At 47.6% G+C, this 18759-nt stretch carries 19 protein-coding genes; 6 read left to right on the top strand and 13 right to left on the bottom strand.

All coding sequences use genetic code 11. The features are described from left to right. Positions 1-9: 9 nt before the first annotated feature. A complete protein-coding gene (locus tag DN062_RS10030) occupies positions 10-315 on the bottom strand; it encodes a hypothetical protein (RefSeq protein WP_112159190.1) in 306 nt (101 codons plus the stop codon). A 278-nt stretch (positions 316-593) separates the two neighbouring features. On the opposite strand from DN062_RS10030, the gene DN062_RS10025 reads away from it, so the two are divergent. Then, positions 594-1742: an MFS transporter gene (locus tag DN062_RS10025; protein WP_112159189.1), complete on the top strand. Its 1149-nt coding sequence runs from the start codon at positions 594-596 to the stop codon at positions 1740-1742. Positions 1743-1798: 56 nt separating this feature from the next. On the opposite strand, the gene DN062_RS10020 is transcribed toward DN062_RS10025, so the two are convergent. Then, on the bottom strand, positions 1799-2140 hold the full coding sequence (locus DN062_RS10020; RefSeq protein ID WP_112159188.1) for a hypothetical protein: 342 nt from the start codon (positions 2138-2140) through the stop codon (positions 1799-1801). Positions 2141-2384: 244 nt separating this feature from the next. Here DN062_RS10020 and DN062_RS10015 point away from each other — a divergent pair, with 244 nt between their 5' ends. Together DN062_RS10015 and arsB (DN062_RS10010) are read left to right on the top strand one after the other, a co-directional pair. Next, entirely contained in the window at positions 2385-3002 is a 618-nt protein-coding gene (locus DN062_RS10015; protein WP_112159187.1) for a CBS domain-containing protein, read from the top strand. Positions 3003-3051: 49 nt separating this feature from the next. Next, entirely contained in the window at positions 3052-4116 is a 1065-nt protein-coding gene (arsB, locus tag DN062_RS10010; RefSeq protein ID WP_112159186.1) for an ACR3 family arsenite efflux transporter, read from the top strand. A 67-nt stretch (positions 4117-4183) separates the two neighbouring features. Here arsB (DN062_RS10010) and DN062_RS19070 read toward each other — a convergent pair whose 3' ends face one another. The 11 genes from DN062_RS19070 to DN062_RS09960 all read right to left on the bottom strand — a co-directional run bounded on the left by DN062_RS19070 (position 4184) and on the right by DN062_RS09960 (position 13441). Further along, positions 4184-4600, bottom strand: coding sequence for a metalloregulator ArsR/SmtB family transcription factor (locus DN062_RS19070; RefSeq protein WP_275668118.1), 417 nt, complete (start codon positions 4598-4600; stop codon positions 4184-4186). A gap of 1 nt (position 4601) precedes the next feature. Beyond that, positions 4602-5831 carry an organoarsenical effux MFS transporter ArsJ gene (gene arsJ / locus DN062_RS10000; RefSeq protein ID WP_205126705.1) on the bottom strand — a complete coding sequence of 410 codons (1230 nt, stop codon included), beginning with the start codon at positions 5829-5831 and terminating at the stop codon, positions 4602-4604. A gap of 2 nt (positions 5832-5833) precedes the next feature. Then, positions 5834-6847, bottom strand: coding sequence for an ArsJ-associated glyceraldehyde-3-phosphate dehydrogenase (locus DN062_RS09995; RefSeq protein ID WP_112159184.1), 1014 nt, complete (start codon positions 6845-6847; stop codon positions 5834-5836). 108 nt (positions 6848-6955) lie between these two features. Next, complete coding sequence (gene arsH, locus DN062_RS09990; RefSeq protein ID WP_112159183.1) at positions 6956-7672, bottom strand: arsenical resistance protein ArsH; 717 nt, start codon at positions 7670-7672, stop codon at positions 6956-6958. Between the two features lie 72 nt (positions 7673-7744). After that, on the bottom strand, positions 7745-9487 hold the full coding sequence (gene arsA, locus DN062_RS09985) for an arsenical pump-driving ATPase (protein ID WP_112159182.1): 1743 nt from the start codon (positions 9485-9487) through the stop codon (positions 7745-7747). Beyond that, the gene (gene arsB, locus DN062_RS09980; protein ID WP_112159181.1) at positions 9480-10568 is read right to left on the bottom strand and encodes an ACR3 family arsenite efflux transporter; all 1089 of its coding nucleotides are present in this window, start codon (positions 10566-10568) and stop codon (positions 9480-9482) included. The genes arsA and arsB (DN062_RS09980) overlap by 8 nt, the downstream gene beginning before the upstream one ends. Before the next feature lie 51 nt (positions 10569-10619). Continuing rightward, positions 10620-10970, bottom strand: coding sequence for an ArsR/SmtB family transcription factor (locus DN062_RS09975; protein ID WP_112159180.1), 351 nt, complete (start codon positions 10968-10970; stop codon positions 10620-10622). Between the two features lie 108 nt (positions 10971-11078). Then, a complete protein-coding gene (locus DN062_RS18535; RefSeq protein ID WP_156460558.1) occupies positions 11079-11243 on the bottom strand; it encodes a peptidylprolyl isomerase in 165 nt (54 codons plus the stop codon). Between the two features lie 63 nt (positions 11244-11306). Next, positions 11307-11846 carry an RNA polymerase sigma factor gene (locus DN062_RS09970; protein ID WP_112159179.1) on the bottom strand — a complete coding sequence of 180 codons (540 nt, stop codon included), beginning with the start codon at positions 11844-11846 and terminating at the stop codon, positions 11307-11309. Positions 11847-11851: 5 nt separating this feature from the next. Next, on the bottom strand, positions 11852-12082 hold the full coding sequence (locus DN062_RS09965; RefSeq protein ID WP_112159178.1) for a thioredoxin family protein: 231 nt from the start codon (positions 12080-12082) through the stop codon (positions 11852-11854). Positions 12083-12121: 39 nt separating this feature from the next. After that, positions 12122-13441, bottom strand: coding sequence for a permease (locus DN062_RS09960; protein ID WP_239995757.1), 1320 nt, complete (start codon positions 13439-13441; stop codon positions 12122-12124). Between the two features lie 203 nt (positions 13442-13644). Here DN062_RS09960 and DN062_RS09955 point away from each other — a divergent pair, with 203 nt between their 5' ends. The 3 genes from DN062_RS09955 (at position 13645) to pstA (ending at position 18750) form a co-directional block, all read left to right on the top strand. Then, the gene (locus DN062_RS09955; protein ID WP_112159177.1) at positions 13645-14619 is read left to right on the top strand and encodes a PstS family phosphate ABC transporter substrate-binding protein; all 975 of its coding nucleotides are present in this window, start codon (positions 13645-13647) and stop codon (positions 14617-14619) included. A 147-nt stretch (positions 14620-14766) separates the two neighbouring features. Continuing rightward, on the top strand, positions 14767-17058 hold the full coding sequence (locus tag DN062_RS09950; RefSeq protein WP_112159176.1) for an ABC transporter permease subunit: 2292 nt from the start codon (positions 14767-14769) through the stop codon (positions 17056-17058). A 21-nt stretch (positions 17059-17079) separates the two neighbouring features. Further along, on the top strand, positions 17080-18750 hold the full coding sequence (gene pstA / locus DN062_RS09945) for a phosphate ABC transporter permease PstA (RefSeq protein WP_112159175.1): 1671 nt from the start codon (positions 17080-17082) through the stop codon (positions 18748-18750). The last annotated feature ends 9 nt before the right edge of the window (positions 18751-18759 follow it).

Raw genomic sequence — 18759 nt, 5'->3', positions numbered from 1 at the left:
GCTTGGCTCTTATATCTTCAATCCAAACAATTGGTCAATTTCCAGTGTCATTGCCAAGCCTTGCTGTGGAGAATCAAGATTCAATTCATTTTTTAAAGCATGGGCGGTTTGATTCGCCATTTCGGTCTCTGCGATCCAAAAAAGAATGGTCATCGGTGCTTGAAACGTGAGCCCAAAGAATGTTTTGAGAGGATTTTGACTAATTCCACTGGCCGGCAAGGTTGTTGCACCTTTGATACCTTCACGTACGGCTATATCCAGTGCTTTTTCAGATACATCCTCGGTTACAATTGCGATCAGTAGCGATGATTTCATGGTTCTTCCTCACATCTATTATTAGGCAGCCGTAGCTAATTCGTGTTCTGGGACTTATTCATCAGGAGGACGGGGGCTCCTCATTCATCGCGTTGCTCTCGTCCGTTTACTATAAAGAGCAACTAACAAAATTTTACCACATGATTTAAAAAGCTAATATTACTTGATCCATCGTCAGCCAACACTATATAAACCGATTATGAACGTCTTCACTTACCAAAAGTGCTGGGTTTTGGTTTATTCTAGTCGGCTTTCTTATGCTAAAAGGAGCGGCGGTTATGTCCGCATCAACACCTGCCCAGCACTCCACTCGAAACACATTGCTATCCAGCCTGGTATTAACCCTCACCTTGGTCTCGGACGCGTTACTCTATTTGTTGTTGCCGCTTTATTTCGAGTCTTTTGGCTTAACGCTGTTATGGGTGGGATTGCTGTTATCCTTAAATCGTTTTATTCGACTGCTCATCAATCCGTGGCTCGTCAGTTATTTCCAGATTATGGGTGCTCGAAAGGCCTTATTGCAGGCCATTGCCTTAGCCACGATAGCAAGCCTATGTTTTGTGCTCATGGCCAGCCCTTGGATTTTGTTGGCTTCACGTGTGCTCTGGGGTTGTGCCTTTGCCCTAATGCGTTTGGCGTGTTTGCATTATGCGACTGAAGAACGATCACTTAGCCTTAAAAACCTAGGCTGGTTTACCAGCTTTCAAGAAATCGGGCCGCTGTTAGTCATGCTGCTATCGCCTTGGCTGCTGACCTTTTTAACGCTGAGTCAGGTGCTGATGTTCGGTACGCTCTTGTGTGTGCTCGCCATTCTTCCTGCCTTAGGCTTGCCCAACCCGCAACGCAAAAGCCAAGCAAAGGCAACGGCGGCTTGGCCAAAGCCTGCTCCACTACACCAGCTCACCTTTTTATTATGCCTGCTGTTTGATGGTGTCTGGGTCATCATCCTGGCCCCACAACTGGTCAGCATGGGCTATTCAATCCATCTAGCCTTATCCACCGTGGCGTTTATTTTTGCGGCAAAGCGTATTTTTAGCATGGTCATCGGGCTCATCTCCGTGCGTTTCGCCCTCTTCGCCAACACCTATGGCTGGCTAATATTTACAGTGGGATGCTTATTAATAGCGGGGATGTTGATGCCAACGACTTGGATTCTCTTTGCCAGCGTGCTGGCGGCCACGGGGCATGCGCTTCTCATGATTTTAATGCCAAAGCTGTTAGCGGATATCAGCGAGCATGATAATGAGCGTCAGCTTTCATTAAGTGCCTTCACTTTCTGGCGTGATTTTTCCGTTGCGATTGGCGCTCTATTTGCAGCAATCTTAATTGAGCAGGCATTAATCACTGAATTCTATTGGAGTTTAACCGCGATCACAGCGCTCCTGAGCCTATGGATTTTTAAGAACCGAAAGCAGCGATCAGAGTAAGAGGCGTAATAGGTACAAGGTTTTCCTGGCAGTCATCGATAAGCATAAGTAAGTACTTACTCGTGCCCGAGATATTCATTAATCAACCGTACAAGAAAACCATGGAAGAAGTTTTCAATATCTTCGATGTCACGATCCAACAAAGAAAAATAGCGAGCCGCTTGCTCACGCGTCAGGATCTTTGAGGCGATGGAATACTGGATCTCCTCCTCAGATTTATCATGCCGAGGAACCAAACGCCATTGAATCACGCCGGTATCAAAAAAGGCGATTTCCTTTTCGGCATGTTGGCAAAAAGCCTTTACATGAAGCTGACCATCTGGACCTAAGCAGCCCGCCTCAACACGGCAGGTAAAGGTGATCTTTTTGTCCTGAGGCAAGGGGAGGGTTATGCTCATTATGTGCTCTCTGCCTCTCATTCGGGCTTATGTTGTTATTGTTGGGTCTAGATTCGCAGATTCATCGCATTTTAACCAGAGAAGCCATCGCATTCCAAGTTCTATTACCTGTACTATTGAGTTCAGTCAACGATTACTGTGTCTCACCTTTTAAGTAAACCTAAACTTTCTGGGCAAGATGCCGATTACCTATACATGTACCTATTTGATGAGGCTGCTCTAGGATCCTGTGCTAGGAGGGAAAATGGCATTATTAATTTACGATAACCTTCCAATATCCCATAAAATAGGACGTATAGAGCTCAGTCATGTCGGGCTCAGTGAAGTGCAGAAAAGCGGAAAGGACCGCCAGCTTTTCAAACCCATTGATTTCTCGAAAGACAAACCGAATCGCTCGCCTTCCAAGTCGACGGCTTCTACGAACCAGTATCTCGAAACACAAAAGCAGCTCGATACTCTCAATGAGCGTCGTAAGTTACAAGCCTTCCATATCATGACAGCCCCAGTCATAACAGCTAAGTTAACCGATAGTCTAAGCCATGCTTGGAACACCCTGCAGACGGAAGAAATAGACCATCTGGTGGTGGTAAACGAGATGCAGCAACCGCTTAATCTCATTACCAGCCTGCAACTGCTCAAGGTGGGTATCACCTCAGAGAATAGCCTCGCTACGCTTTCACAGCGTCAAGTTATTGCGATTACCAGCGATACACTGGTACGCGACATTGCCGATTATTTAATACAAACCAAAGCAACAGCAATGCCAGTGGTGGATGATCAACACCAATTAATCGGAATTGTCTGCCGTTCAGACTTGTTAAACCTACTGGTAGCAGGACATAATCTAAGCCTGTGCATTTAGATATGAAAATCCATATATATTACCACTCAGGCAATGAAGGAAAGCCGCAATGACGCCGCATACCGCTGATCACGCTGAACCCTCTAGTGAAAGCATGGGAATTTTTGGCCGATTTCTGTCCGTCTGGGTTGGGCTCGCCATCATCGCAGGAATACTATTGGGGCAGTTTGCACCCGCCCTGCCGCAAGCCTTAGCAGCCTATGAAGTCGCTCAAGTTTCCATACCCGTCGCCATTTTAATCTGGGGTATGATTTTCCCGATGATGGTGCAAATTGACTTTTCAGCCTTGATGAACGTGCGTAAACAGCCAAAAGGATTGATGATCACCACCTGCGTCAATTGGTTGATTAAACCCTTTAGCATGTTCGCCATCAGCTGGTTTTTTCTGGTGGTGCTGTTTCGCCCCTTTATTCCTGAAGCCTTGGCCTATGAATACCTAGCAGGGGCGATTTTACTGGGTGCGGCACCCTGTACTGCGATGGTCTTTGTCTGGAGCTACCTAACCCGTGGCGATGCCGCCTACACCCTCGTACAAGTCGCGCTAAACGACCTCATCATGCTCTTCGCCTTCGCACCCATCGTGGTGCTACTACTAGGGATCTCTAATATCCCCGTGCCTTGGGACACTGTCGCCCTGTCAGTTGTGCTGTATATCGTCATTCCTTTGGCGGCGGGGTATCTCACCCGCATTAGCATCATTAAAAACAAAGGTCAGGATTGGTTTGACCAGGTTTTTTTACCCAAAATTGGCTCTGTCACACCCATTGCCTTAATTATTACACTGGTGCTGCTGTTTGCGTTCCAAGGCGATGTGATTTTAGCCAACCCTTTGCATATCGCCCTCATTGCTGTGCCACTTATCATACAAACTGTGCTGATATTTTTACTGGCCTACTACTGGGCAAAGAGCTGGAAGGTACCACATAATATTGCTGCACCCGGTGCGATGATCGGCGCAAGTAACTTTTTTGAGTTGGCGGTTGCCGCTGCGATTGCCCTGTTTGGGTTACAATCTGGCGCGGCCTTGGCAACGGTGGTTGGCGTCTTGGTGGAAGTGCCTTTGATGTTAGCGCTGGTGCGCTATGCCAATCGTACCCGAGGACAGTTTGCTTAGCCGTCAAGTCCTCGCAAACCTAAACACCTCTTCAGCAGCCTTTTATCGGCAACTGAAGACGGTCTATTCAGGCTGACGTGGAGCAAAAGATTGGCCGAGTCGACATATCGCTTAAACGTCGGCTGGGCTCTTCCAATAGATGAGGGTTTTCGATGAGCGTCCGTTCTAAAACATCCTGCATCCAATTGTGCATATCAGGATTAAGCCGATACAAAACCCACTGCCCTTGGCGTCGATCCACTAGCAGCCCTGATCGGCGTAATTGCGCCAAATGACGAGAGATTTTGGGCTGCGATTGATTGAGCGCCTCCATAATCTCACACACACATAGCTCACCTTCTTGCTTCAACAACAGCAGACTTAGTAAACGGTTTTCTTCCGCTAGATTCTTATAGAACATTAGGGCATCCCCTGCCCCTTCGGTAAGGTTCAGCCGTTGCTCTTCGTAACTTGCTTGATTCCTTGTTTTTTCAACGCCTATCACTCTACTTTTCCTCTACTACAGCCAGTGTACGCCCCTGCGGCAAGGCCAATGAAATCAATACCGCTAACCCTACCATGACCGCCGAAACACTCAAGCACATTTGCAAGCCATAGGCCATGTAGAGCCATCCTGACAAAACGGTGCCGAGTAAACGTCCCATGGCATTGGCCATGTAGTAAAAACCAACATCTAGCGAAACACCATCACCGCGGGCATAGCTAACAATTAAATAACTGTGCAGAGATGAATTCACAGCAAACACCACACCAAATGCCATTAAACCTGAGATTAATAGGGTTTGCGCATCCCAGTTAAGTGATAAGCCGACGGCCATTATCAAGGGTAAACCTGCCAAAGCACTGCCCCAAGCAACCACGGCCCCGCGTCCCGGAATTCGCCCCGAGCGTTTGCCGGTAAAATACGGTGCTAAACATTGCACAATGCCGTAACCAATCACCCAACTGGCCATGAAAAAGCCCACTTGCCAGAAACTCCAACCCAAGCCGTCTTTCAAAAAAACAGGTAAGGCGATGACAAACCAAACATCCCGGGAAGCGAACAAAAAGCAACGCGCAGCTGACAGATAGTTGATGGCACGGCTTTTCGAGAAGATATCGGTAAACTTAGGCTTATTTTTCATACGGCCTAAATCATCGCGCAAGGTCAGGATGGAAAAGATCCAAACACACCCTAACATTGCCGCCATCACAGCAACCGCTCCCGTAAAGCCCAGAAGTGTTAACAGCATGGCCCCTAAGAAAAAACCGATGCCCTTCAACGCATTTTTTGAACCGGTTAGCAACGCCACCCATTGGTAGAGCTTGCCCTGAGCATTGTCAGGAACCAAGAGTTTAATCGAACTCTTGGCACTCATTTTGTTTAAATCTTTGGCAATCCCCGACAAGGCCTGCGCCAGCATGACCCAAGCCACGGTTAAGTATTCTGCAGGCAGTGTCAGCATCAATAGCGCGCCGACCTGCAGAATCAACCCCACATTCATAATGCGGTTTAAACCTAAACGCGCACCGAGCCAACCTCCCACAAGGTTGGTCACCACGCCAAAAATCTCGTAAAAAATAAACAACAGGGCAATCTGTAAGGGGCTATAGCCTAACTGGTTAAAATAGAGCACCACCAACATGCGCAGTGCGCCATCTGTCAGGGTAAATGCCCAATAATTTCCTGTGACAATCAGATATTGCCGCACCTCACGCGAAAGCCCTGCTAACATGGTTATTGTCCTAGATCTAATAAGCCAACTTTACGACCAAGCTCGACCATTCTGACGCTATAGCCCCACTCATTGTCGTACCACGCATAGATTTTGACGTGCGTTTCATTCACCACCATCGTTGATAACGCATCGATGATGCTGGAACGAGAGTCTCCACGATAATCCACAGAGACCAATGGGCGCTCTTCATAGCCCAGAATGCCCGCCAACTCGTTTTCAGACGCGGCTTTTAAAAACGCATTGACCTGTTCCGCACTGGTCGGTGTTTCAACCTCGAATACACAATCGGTTAAAGAGGCATTGGCCAGCGGTACACGCACCGCATGACCGTTGATACGACCCGCCAGTTCAGGAAAAATCTCGATAATCGCTTTCGCCGATCCAGTCGTGGTTGGAATTAAGCTGGAGCCACAGGCGCGCGCACGACGCAGATCCTTGTGGGGTGCGTCTAGGATGGTCTGAGTGTTGGTTAAATCATGAATGGTGGTCATGCTCGCATGCTTGATGCCGAGTTTCTCTTTAATGACTTTGACCACCGGTGCCAAGCAGTTCGTGGTGCAAGAAGCAGCGGTGACGATACGATGCTCTGCTGGGTTATACAGGTGATCGTTCACCCCCATCACCACGTTCAATACACCCTTTTCCTTAATGGGTGCAGACACCACGACACGCTTAACGCCTTGATCTAGGTAGGCTTGCAAGACGCTTTGGCTTTTCATCTTGCCTGAGCATTCAAAGACTAGGTCGCAATCAGACCAATCGGTAGCGGCAATCTCCTTTTCACTGCTCACCTGAATGGACTTGCCATCGATAAGAATCTGATCGCCTTCAGCCTTGGCTTCATGTAACCAGCGCCCATGCACTGAGTCAAAGTTAAGCAAATGCGCCAAGCTCTCAGCACCCGCAGCAGGGTCATTGATACGAACGAACTCAAACTCAGGCCAATTCCACGCCGCTCTGAGTGCTAAACGCCCCATACGGCCGAAGCCATTGATACCGACCTTAATCGCCATACGTGATTCCTCCAGTTTAGAAACTTAAAATTAGGTATCGGCTTTTCGGATGTTAACAATATGAAAAGCCTTTATTGTTACAACTTCATTTCGTATCGCTTGTCTTGTTCAAATAGCTCGTTGATTCACTCGGGCTGATAACTGTTCCGCCGACTCAACCCGTTCAGAGTAACGATCCGTTAAGTAATCACTGCACTGACGTGTTAGCAAAGTGAACTTTATTAACTCTTCCATCACATCAACAACTCGGTTGTAGTAAGCCGATGGTTTCATGCGATCCTGCTCATCGAACTCAAGAAATGCCTTCGCAACTGACGATTGATTAGGAATTGTGATCATCCGCATCCACCGCCCCAAAATCCGCATTTGATTAACCGTATTAAAGCTTTGAGAGCCACCACAAACCTGCATTACCGCTAGGGTTTTTCCTTGAGTAGGACGAACTGCACCAATGCTTAACGGAATCCAATCAATTTGAGCCTTCATGATCGATGTCATTGCCCCATGACGCTCGGGAGAACACCACACCATACCCTCACACCATCGCACAAGCTCTCGCAACTCTTGAACTTTTGGATGCTGATCATCAGTATCGTCTGGCAAGGGCAATCCACTGGGGTTGAAGATTTTTGTCTCAGCTCCCATTAGCTCTAATAGTCTAGCCGCTTCTTCTGTCACTAAGCGACTAAAAGAGCGCTGCCGAAGTGATCCGTAGAGCAATAAAATACGAGGACGATGGTCGACATTGTTTCGGCACATCTGGCTTAAATCAGGATGCTGTAGGCAACTTGAATCGAGATTCGGTAGATCCTTTATATCGTTCATAGGGCTTGTTCTTTTTTAAAATCAAATTAGTTTCTAACGGTGTTGAGCTTAACATGCGTTAAAGAAGCTCCGTCAACGAACCTTCAAAAGACAATGCAATCGGCCGGCACCGACAGGGTCATCGGCTTGCATAGGCACGACGGCATAACGAAGGCTAAGGCTCTTTTGAACACGCTCAATTTCCGCGATTTCCGTTTTGGCACGAGCAACCAACAAGGGGTGGGCACTATCGGTAGCCGCAAGACTCGCATTGACCACCCAGGCATACGGTGCAATCTCTGCCCGCAGCAAATCTTCCTGTAAGCGTGCGGCCTCTAACACAGGTGTAGTTTCTGGCAAAGTCACAATCAGTATTTTGGTTTGCTTGGGATCCTGCAAGCGCATCATGGGCGTGATCATGCGGGCAGTGGTATCACTTGCATGACGCATAATGTCTCGATGGTACGAACCCGTGGCATCTAGCAACAATAATGTATGCCCCGTTGGTGCTGTGTCCATCACCACAAATTTACGACTGGCTTCTCGTATCACCCTAGAAAAAGCCTGAAATACGGCAATTTCCTCTGTGCAGGGTGAACGTAGATCCTCTTCCAGCATGGCACGGCCCTGAGCATCGAGACTGGCTCCGCGCGTCTGCATAATGTGATCACGGTACCTCTGCGTCTCAACTTCAGGATCAATACGACTGACCGTGAGACGGGACACATCACCTGCTAGGGTCTCGTGCAAATGTGCTGCTGGATCCGTGGTGGTGAGCAAGACCTCGTGACCACGTGCAGCAAGCTCTACCGCAACCGCAGCTGCAATAGTGGTTTTGCCAACACCACCTTTGCCCATGGTCATAATCAGGCCTTTACCTGCATCCTCAATGCCATTAATCAACTGGGATAAAGAAGGTAAATCAGTCATGCCGTGATGGTTTGGTTCAGCCTGTATTTTGTTGACCGGCTGATTCATTCGACGCAGGGCATCCACACCCACTAAATTTTCAGGACGCAGATAAAAATGACTTTGAACCAGACTGGCAAGGTCAGCGTCCATTGCTGCTATCGCACTGCGTTCACGATTAATCATACTTAGCGCCAGCGCATCGTCCAGCGCGTCGTCAGGCATCAGTCCATTGATTGCCAGTTGCTGATTACCAACTCCAATAGCAGCCAATTCTTTATAGGTTCTCGCGGCCTCAGAAAGCGAACTGGTACGGGGTCTCGCAACAAGAATCATACGTGTCAAATCAGAATTCGACAGACTATTCACCGCTGCGGCATAACGCTCACGCTGTTTTTCCAACCCAGCCAAAGGCCCAAGACATGATGCATCACCACCAGTTTCCAAAAAACCACTCCAAGCCCCCGGAAGTTTGAGTAAACGAATAGTATGGCCTGTAGGGGCTGTATCAAACACTATGTGGTCATACCGTGCGGTAAGTGCCTGCTCAGTCAGCAAAGCCGTGAATTCATCAAAGGCTGCAATCTCGGTTGTACAAGCACCCGATAACTGCTCTTTAATGCTGTTGAGGGCGTTTCCAAGGAGATTAGCGCGGATCGGGCCAATAATACGCTCGCGGTAGTCTTCTGCTGCGGCTTCAGGATCAATTTCAAGCGCTTCTAGCCCCGGCACTTTAACGATTGGTGTAATATGATTACCTATATCCGTATCAAATACTTGCCCCACATTTGAAGCTGGATCCGTACTAACCAACAACACACGACACCCTGCGTCCACCAGATCAACAGCGGTAGCGCAGGCTAAAGAGGTCTTTCCCACTCCCCCTTTACCTGTAAAAAATACAAACTTAGGTAAATTTTCAAACATTCTGCTCACTCCCCTCTACAGGAAAATGATGACGAGTCTTATTGGCTATTCGAACCAATGCCAACATCAGCGGAACTTCTACCAATACGCCTACGACTGTCGCTAAAGCCGCACCAGATTGGAGGCCAAACAAGGCAATGGCGACCGCGACCGCTAACTCGAAGAAGTTACTCGCACCAATCATACCCGCAGGAGCTGCTACGTTATGGGGGACACGCCATGCTTTACACCAACCATAGGCGATAAAAAAAATAAGAAATGTTTGGATAATTAGCGGGATAGCAATCAATACGATATGCAACGGATTCGCAATAATCACATCACCTTGGAACGCAAACAGCAGTACTAGCGTAATGATTAAGCCTATTGGAGTCACAGGGGCTAGGCGCTTCATAAAGACCTGAGTAAACCATTCAATCCCCTGTCGTTGAATTATCCACCGACGCGTCAGATAGCCAGCTCCTAATGGGATCACGATATAGAGAACGACAGACAAGATCACGGTATCCCAAGGCACTTGAATGTTTGATACACCCAGTAGAAAAACAACGATCGGCGCAAAAGCGAAGAGCATGATCAGGTCATTGATAGCGACTTGCACCAGAGTATACGCCGCATCTCCACGGGTCAGATAACTCCAGACAAACACCATCGCCGTACAAGGTGCTGCACCTAAAAGGATTGCTCCCGCTAGATATTCACGTGCCATATCTTCAGGAATAAGTGGTTTAAATACCACCATCAGAAAAAACCAAGCAATCGCAAACATGGTAAAGGGTTTGATCAACCAATTGACTGTTGTGGTGACAATCAATCCCTTCGGTTGGCGACCGACGCCGACGATTGAGCTGAAATCAATCTGCAGCATCATCGGGAAAATCATTGCCCAGATCAATATCGCTACCGGAATGGAGACCTGGGCGTATTCGAAGCGTGAAAGTGTTTCGGGAATCGCTGGCGCAAATTGCCCGAGCAATATACCTGCAACAATTGCCAATGCCACCCAAAGCGTAAGAAAACGCTCGAATAGCCCCATTCCCTCTACTGTACTTGGAGCTTTTGCTTTCGCGCGAGCATTCATATTGCTTTTCCTTTACGACTCAATACTTGATACATCATAGTATGAATTTAATTAGTACTCGTTAGGCTCGCAGCGGCTGCCACGCGAAATTGGAGCCAAGGGTTCACATATATCTGGATGCCCTCCACAGCAGTCACGTGCCAAAAACTCGATGGTCTCGCGCATATGACTTAAATTGACCCGATATATAATCGAGCGACTCTGGCGCTGAGAAATCACTAATCCCGCTTGTGAAAGCACTGAAAGATGCGCAGATAAGGTATTGTGTGGCACGTTTAACTGCCGAGCAATCTCGCCCGCAGGCAGTCCGTCTGGTTCGTGTTGAACCAGCAATCGAAAGGTTTTAAGGCGAGTTTCCTGCGAAAGCGCAGCAAAACTCTCAATTGCATTCTTTATTTCCATAGTTCCAAGATTATGGAAATAAAGAAATGAAGTCAAGCCTCTGGTTAAGACAATTCAAGCATCAATTTTTTAGGTTAGGTTGAACCTATGAAAAACATGCAACCTAACCTAGCAGAGCAAGTTATCTCGCACAGCTTCAAAAACCAATTCTTCTCGGTGTTCACCAAACGCCTGATCTGGAGCCGGCGTTACGCTCACCTGATCACCTATTTGACATCCGTCCATCGCTGCTTCAAGTCCCTGCATTGTGTGCCAGTGAATACTATCGAACATAACAGGTCCTTTTCAATTCGTCCGAGAGTTTTCATTTGAAACCGTAAAATGGCTGTAACCCACTCACAAACGAGGTACATGACAACAGACATTGCCACCTTCATCGAAGCGTACCTGACAGTTATTGATCAGAGCTAGGCGTAAACGTTGACGTGCCCGACGTAAACGCGCTTTGGTTGCAGGTAAGGTCAGACCTTTTTCCTGTGCATAGTCTGCTTGCGCCACTCCTTTGAGGTCACAGGCTTCTAATATTTCTCGATCGGACGGCCTTAATTCACGAACATTTCGTCGTAAACAGCTATCCAACTCATCGATAGAGGCTAGCTCAGCTTCGGGTTGCGGGTGCTCTAGATCTAGATCAACCCAGTGTTTCAAGCGACGATGGCGGTCAATCAAAACATTTTTTGCGACTCGAAATAGCCAAGCTTTGGGGTTTTCAATTGCACAAAACCCTTCTCCTTGCAGCATTGATTTGACAAAAACATCTTGAAGACAGTCGTCAGCCTCATCTAAATGCTGTAACTGTTGACATAGAAATGCCCGCAACTCTTTTTCATAGAGTTGCCAGGCACGTAATACACACTCAAAATTCCGATCATTCATACTTGCTAGCCCAAAAAGTTGGAGACCTCCTCGGTGCTCGCAACCTTTCCTTCAATCACGATTTCATCGTCAATTGCCAACGCTGGCGTTCTCATAATGCCTGCGTCAATAATCGCATTGGTGTCTGTCACTTTAACCAACTCGTACACTATGCCTTTACTATTTGCAGCGAGTTCAGCATTTTCAGTCAGTTGCTTACATTTTGCACAGCCACTGCCATAGATAGTAAATTTCATTTTTATTTCCTCATTGATATGCTATTTAATCAATAAACGCTACCACCAATTACCGTAGATAAACCCAGTAATAGTTGCCATTACAACCACCAACGCACAGTAAACCAGCGTTTTTTCGGTGCCCAATATCGTCCTAATCACTAACATATTAGGTAAAGATAAAGCAGGCCCGGCTAAGAGCAATGCCAGCGCCGGACCTTTGCCCATGCCAGCCCCCAACAGAGCTTCAACAATCGGAACTTCCGTAAGCGTAGAGAAGTACATCAAAGCCCCTAGGACCGAAGCAAGAATGGTCGATAAAAATGAGTTATCGCCCACAGCCGCCGCTACCCACTCGGAAGGAATAATGCCCTCATGACCGGGACGCCCTAGAGCAAAGCCCGCAACAAACACACCCGCTAAAAGCAAGGGCATAATCTGTTTAGCAAAGTCCCAACTCTGTAACGCCCACTCTCGATCTTGCTCACGCAATGAGGAGATCAACATCAATCCCCCAATTCCGATGACGAAGGGCAGTTCAGGCACGGAGGGTATCATTATCGCGAATAGTGTCACGCACACTGCCACCAACAAAAGCGGTAGCACTGGCCACTGCCATTTCAAGACAAGTAAAATACCCAAAGCGATGGATAAGAATGCAGTGATAGACCACTTCCAAGCATAGATCTGCATCCACACATGGCTGTCCGCAGCTGCCCAATTGGCAAACACCAAGATACCCACCATCAAAGCAAAAAACAGTGCGACGATGCTCATTGATTTATCACCGCCCCCGCCTGTAAAGCCGCGCTTATTGGATGTAGAACGCAAGGCTTCTTCTTTACGGTAGATAAGATGCATGATCGTGCCAATCACTAAGGCAAACACAATGGCACCAACAGCTCGCGCGATGCCTATTTCGGCCCCCAGCACTTTTGCCGTTACCACCACAGCCATCACATTGATAGCAGGACCCGAATAGAGAAAAGCAATTGCGGCACCAAGGCCCGCTCCGCGCTTATAGATGCCACCAAAAAGGGGGAGCACAGTACAAGAACAAACAGCGAGTAAGGTTCCTGAAATTGATGCCACACTAAAGGCGACAGGTTTTGATGCATCCGGCCCCAGATAACGCATCACAGCATCTTGGCTTAAATAAGCCGCCATGGCACCTGCGATTAAGAAAGCTGGTAACAAACATAAAATAACATGCTCGCGGGCATACCAGTTTGTCAGCCTAATCGCTTCTAAAACCGCATTATCAAAACGCTCAGTCCCCGCTGGAAGGAAATAGATTACTAAGAAAGCAGCAATCATCAACAGAAGCACTTTTACTTCACGCGGATTAGCTCGATAAAGCGCAATAATTTGAGTATACAAAGCCGAACTCCTTAATACGTCGTTCAGTCATGAACAATTCAGTCCTTCTACAGTATAGAAGACGTATTAACCCAAAAAAGGATGCAGGCTATTAATGAGGTATTTATAAATTTATTGACTGTCACACTTTCGTCACATTTGATGCTTATAGTGAGTTACGTGAATCAAATACACCAGAGTCTAAGACTGACGGAGAGTGAACCATGATGTTGAAAAAAGCGTTTGCAGTGGCTGCACTAGCCAGTGCTGTAGCACTTAGCAGCTATGCCGTTGCTGATGTTGACCCTAACCTGCCAGATTACACTGCAGTTTCAGGTGTATCAGGCAACTTATCAAGTATCGGTTCTGATACCTTAAACAACCTGATGGCACTTTGGGCAGAAGAGTTCAACCGCTTTTACCCAAGCGTCAACATTCAAGTTCAAGGCGCTGGCTCATCTACTGCTCCGCCAGCACTGACTGAAGGAACAGCTACGTTGGCCCCTATGAGCCGTGGTATGCGTCAGTCTGAGATTCAAGCATTTGAAGACAAGTTTGGCTATGCGCCTTACGAATTACCTGTTGCAATCGACATGCTGGCTGTTTATGTTAACAAAGACAACCCCATCGAAGGCTTAAGCTTGCCACAAGTGGATGCTATCTTCTCTGCAACACGTCGCTGTGGATATGACTCAGATATTACACGCTGGGGTCAGGTTGGCTTAACTGGTGCTTGGGAAAACCGTGATTTCGCGCTTTACAGCCGTAATGCAGTATCCGGTACATATGGATTCTTTAAAGACAACGCACTTTGTGGCGGTGACTTTAAGTCCAGCATCAACGAACAACCAGGCTCTTCTTCTGTTGTACAGGGTGTATCTGAGTCGATCAACGGCATTGGCTACTCTGGTATCGGATACCGCACCTCAGGTGTTCGCGTTGTACCTTTAGCAGCAGAACATGGCGGAGATTTTGTTGAAGCTTCTGCTGAGAATGCCGCTAGTGGCGAATACCCTCTTGCACGTTACTTGTTTATCTACATCAACAAGCATCCTAATCAAGAGCTTGACCCACAAACACGTGAATTCGTGAAAATGCTTTACTCTAAGCCAGGTCAAGAAGTCGTTCACCGCGATGGTTACGTCCCGCTGCCTGAGACCTTAGCATCACGCATTCGTTCTGAACTAGGTATCGATTAATACACTTAGTGCTATAAAAAAAGAGGCCCTTCTGGGCCTCTTTTTTATTTGTGCAACTGCGAAATATGACAACTGTCATATTTCTGTCACAAACACACTTTAAGCTGTGCAGCATGATCCCTTTCTAATCGATATGAGCGATTTGACATGAACGATACCGTTACTCCAGCCGTGCCACCGGGTCTGCGAAGCCGGTCACTCTTACCTGATACAGAAGCTCGACTAAAGCTTCGAAAAAAACGCGCCCGTCGTGACCGTAATTCGCGTTGGGGAATTACAGCCGCTGGATTTGGTGTTGTCTTTGCACTGGCCATGATTTTCGTTTACCTGTTTTATGAGGTATTCCCGATATTGAAAGGCGCAACCGTAACCCCACAAGCGGACTATGCACTCCCAGTCACTCAAGCGACTCATCAGCATCTAATCTTAGAGCGCTACGAAGAGCTCGGCATCCAATACACGGAAAATGGTCAAGTTACCTTTTTCGAAGCGGATACCGGAGCTGTTCGTCATCAGGTCAGTTTAGACTTACCTGATGAGACTGAGATTACTAGCTTCACGCACTCTGAGGTCATTGGTGGAGTCACCGCCCAAGGGTTGAGTAACGGTCAAATTATTATCACTCGTCATGCATTTGATTTAAGCTTTCCTCAGGATCGACGCGTCATTGCACCAAGAATTGAATATCCGTTTGGCGCGAATCCAATTCAAGTGGATCAAGATGGCAAGGCTATTCAACATCTAGCAGTGGAAACAGTAACACGTGGATCTGGTGGATCACTCATTGCAGCGATTACTGAAGATCAACGCTTGATACTGACTCACTTGACCACTCGCACCAATATGATGACTGGGGAAACTACGGCTAATACCCGCCAGGTCACATTAACAGATGTTCCAGCAGCCCCAGTTAAAATGTTACTGGATAAAGCACTGCGTAACCTGTTCATTACGGATAATCGTGGTTACATCCACCATTATGACGTTTCAGACCTCAATACTGCACGAAAAGTGGCCAGTATTAACGCTGGCAATGGTCAGAACATTACGGCTATCGATTTTTTAGTCGGCTCTGTCTCTTTAATCATCGGTACTGAAAAGGGTGAGCTTAGTCAATGGTTTTTAGTACGTGATGAAAATAACCAATTTAATCTGACAAGAATTCGTGAATTCAAGTCGCATAATGCGGCCATTACAGTCATAACACCTGAATACACGCGCAAAGGCTTCTTGGCGGGTGATGCTGACGGTTACCTTGGCATTCACTACGGTACCTCTGCTCGTACGCTTTATCTGAAAAAACAAGCGGATGCACCGATAAAGGACTTAGCCATCTCTCAAGTCAACGGCCGAATTTTGGTCTTGGATGATCAGAACCGTTTACAAGTTGCGAGCCTTTGGAACCGTCACCCACAACTGTCTTTCTCTGCCATGTGGAACAAGGTTTGGTATGAAGGACGCGGGGCACCCGATTACATCTGGCAGTCGTCTTCAGGTTCAGATGAGTTCGAATCTAAATTCAGCTTAGTCCCTCTTTCTGTGGGCACTCTGAAAGCGGCATTCTATGCCATGTTATTTGCCATGCCACTGGCGATCGCAGGCGCGATTTACACCGCTTACTTCATGACACCTAAACTGCGCGGTATTGTTAAGCCCAGCATTGAAATCATGGAAGCGCTGCCTACGGTTATTTTGGGGTTCTTGGCGGGCCTCTGGTTAGCTCCCTTTGCGGAGGACAACCTTCCGGCGGTGTTTAGCTTCTTTATTCTGATGCCGGTCATGATGTTGCTGTTTGCTTTTATTTGGAGCAAATTGCCCCTTCGCAAGATCGTTCCTGATGGCTGGGAAGCCGCGCTTTTAGCACCTGTGATACTGCTGTTTGGCTATGTCTGTATCATTGCCAGCCCTTGGATCGAAATCTGGTTCTTCAACGGCAGTATGCGTCAGTGGTTTACCGACATAGGTGTTACTTACGATCAACGTAATGCCCTGATTGTAGGAATTGCAATGGGCTTTGCCGTTATTCCGACTATCTTCTCGATTGCTGAGGATGCTGTCTTCACCGTGCCACGTCACTTAACACAAGGCTCTCTCGCACTCGGTGCGACGCGTTGGCAGACAGTGATGGGCGTGGTCATACCCACGGCAAGCCCAGGGATTTTCTCTGCGGTGATGATGGGCTTTGGCCGTGCGGTCGGTGAAACGATGATTGTACTCATGGCAACGGGTAACAGCCCCGTGGTTAACTTCAATATCTTTGAAGGGATGCGTACGCTGTCGGCGAACATCGCTGTAGAACTACCAGAAACGGCCGTAGGTTCTTCTCACTTCCGTGTGCTCTTCTTGGCCGCGCTGGTACTACTCGCCTTAACCTTTATCGTTAACACGATTGCCGAAATTATTCGTCAACGTTTACGTGCTCGCTACAGCAACCTGTAATAAAAGGATTGGGGAATCTATATGAAAGCTTGGTTTAAAAGTGGCTCACCCTGGATCTGGTTAAACGGGGGTGCTGTCGCATTTTGTATGATCATGGTGGTGGGATTAATTGGTCTGATCGCTGTACGTGGCTTCGGACACTTCTGGCCTGCCGATATTGTTAAAGTCGAAATCACGCAACCTGATGGCTCTCGTCAGGTTGTGATGGGTGAGATTGTACGCCCACAAACCATTACAGCGGCCGTTGCCCGTGATGGTGGACGTACGGACATACCTGAGGGTATGGATCTGATCACCCGTTACTTGCTGAAACAGGGCAATAAAGACCAAACCAGTAATGATTTTGCTTGGTACTTCGAGTTAGGCATGGGTGAGTTTCAATACCCTAAAGATGCCTATCAAATTGAACGTCGTGAATGGGGTAATTTCTATGGACAACCCGTAGCATTGGTCCGTTCCGGTGAAGTCATTGCTCGCCCTGCCGAAACAAATTTTTGGTCGACTTTGCAAGAGTCGATTAACCGCAGCTTAGCTCTTCACAAGGAAATTCGTGGGATCGAGAAAGGCGAAATTGGTCAAATGAACGCTCAAATCGAGCGCTTACGTTTGGATTTACGTCGTTTAGAACTACGCAACCCATCAGCACAAGAGCGCGCTCAAGAGGAAGAGCGTATCGCGGCTGAGCGTGCTCGACTTGATGCCGAATACGCCATCTTACGTGTTGAACTCGACAAACTTTACGAAAGCACACGCCGTGACACACTGGTTATGCGCATGAGTGATGATCGAGAGGTGAATATCAGCCTAGCGACCATTGTGCGCGTTACTGCCCCAAATAGCATGTCTGTATTTGGCAAGGCAGGCCAGTATATTGAGCGTCTATGGGAGTTCTTAACCGACGTTCCCCGTGAGGCCAACACCGAAGGCGGTATTTTCCCTGCTATCTTCGGAACGGTTACCATGGTGTTCGTGATGTCGATCATGGTCACACCCTTTGGTATTTTGGCAGCAATTTACCTACGTGAATATGCTAAACAAAATATGATGACACGCATCATCCGTATTTCAGTATACAACCTAGCGGGTGTCCCCTCTATTGTATACGGCGTGTTTGGTTTAGGCTTTTTCGTCTACTTTTTAGGTGGAAGCATCGACAAGCTCCTTTACGAAGCTGCCTTGCCAACGCCCACCTTTGGTACACCCGGCTTATTCTGGGCATCCTTGACCTTGGCATTGCTTACGCTGCCCATCGTCATTGTCTCAACTGAAGAAGGCTTGGCGCGTATTCCATCCACTATACGCCAAGGTAGTTTGGCGTTAGGTGCCACTAAATCAGAAACACTCTGGAAAGTTATAGTGCCATTAGCCACACCCGCCATGATGACAGGTTTAATACTAGCCATTGCGCGTGCGGCAGGAGAAGTGGCGCCCTTGATGCTCGTGGGTGTTGTAAAACTGGCACCAACCTTACCTGTGGACGCGACCTTCCCATTCATCCATTTGGATCGGAAAATCATGCATCTTGGTTTCCATATTTACGACGTCGGCTTCCAAAGCCCAAGTGCTGAGGCGGCTCGTCCATTAGTGTATGCAACGGCCTTGGTGTTAGTGCTCTTGATTGTTATCCTGAATTTAACTGCGATCAGTATACGTAACCGCCTGCGTGAGCGTTACCGTAGTGCATCTGACTAATCTGGCCGC

It is taken from the genome of Nitrincola tibetensis, from assembly GCF_003284585.1.
Taxonomy (GTDB): domain Bacteria; phylum Pseudomonadota; class Gammaproteobacteria; order Pseudomonadales; family Balneatricaceae; genus Nitrincola; species Nitrincola tibetensis.
This window is presented reverse-complemented; position numbering and strand designations above follow the sequence as displayed.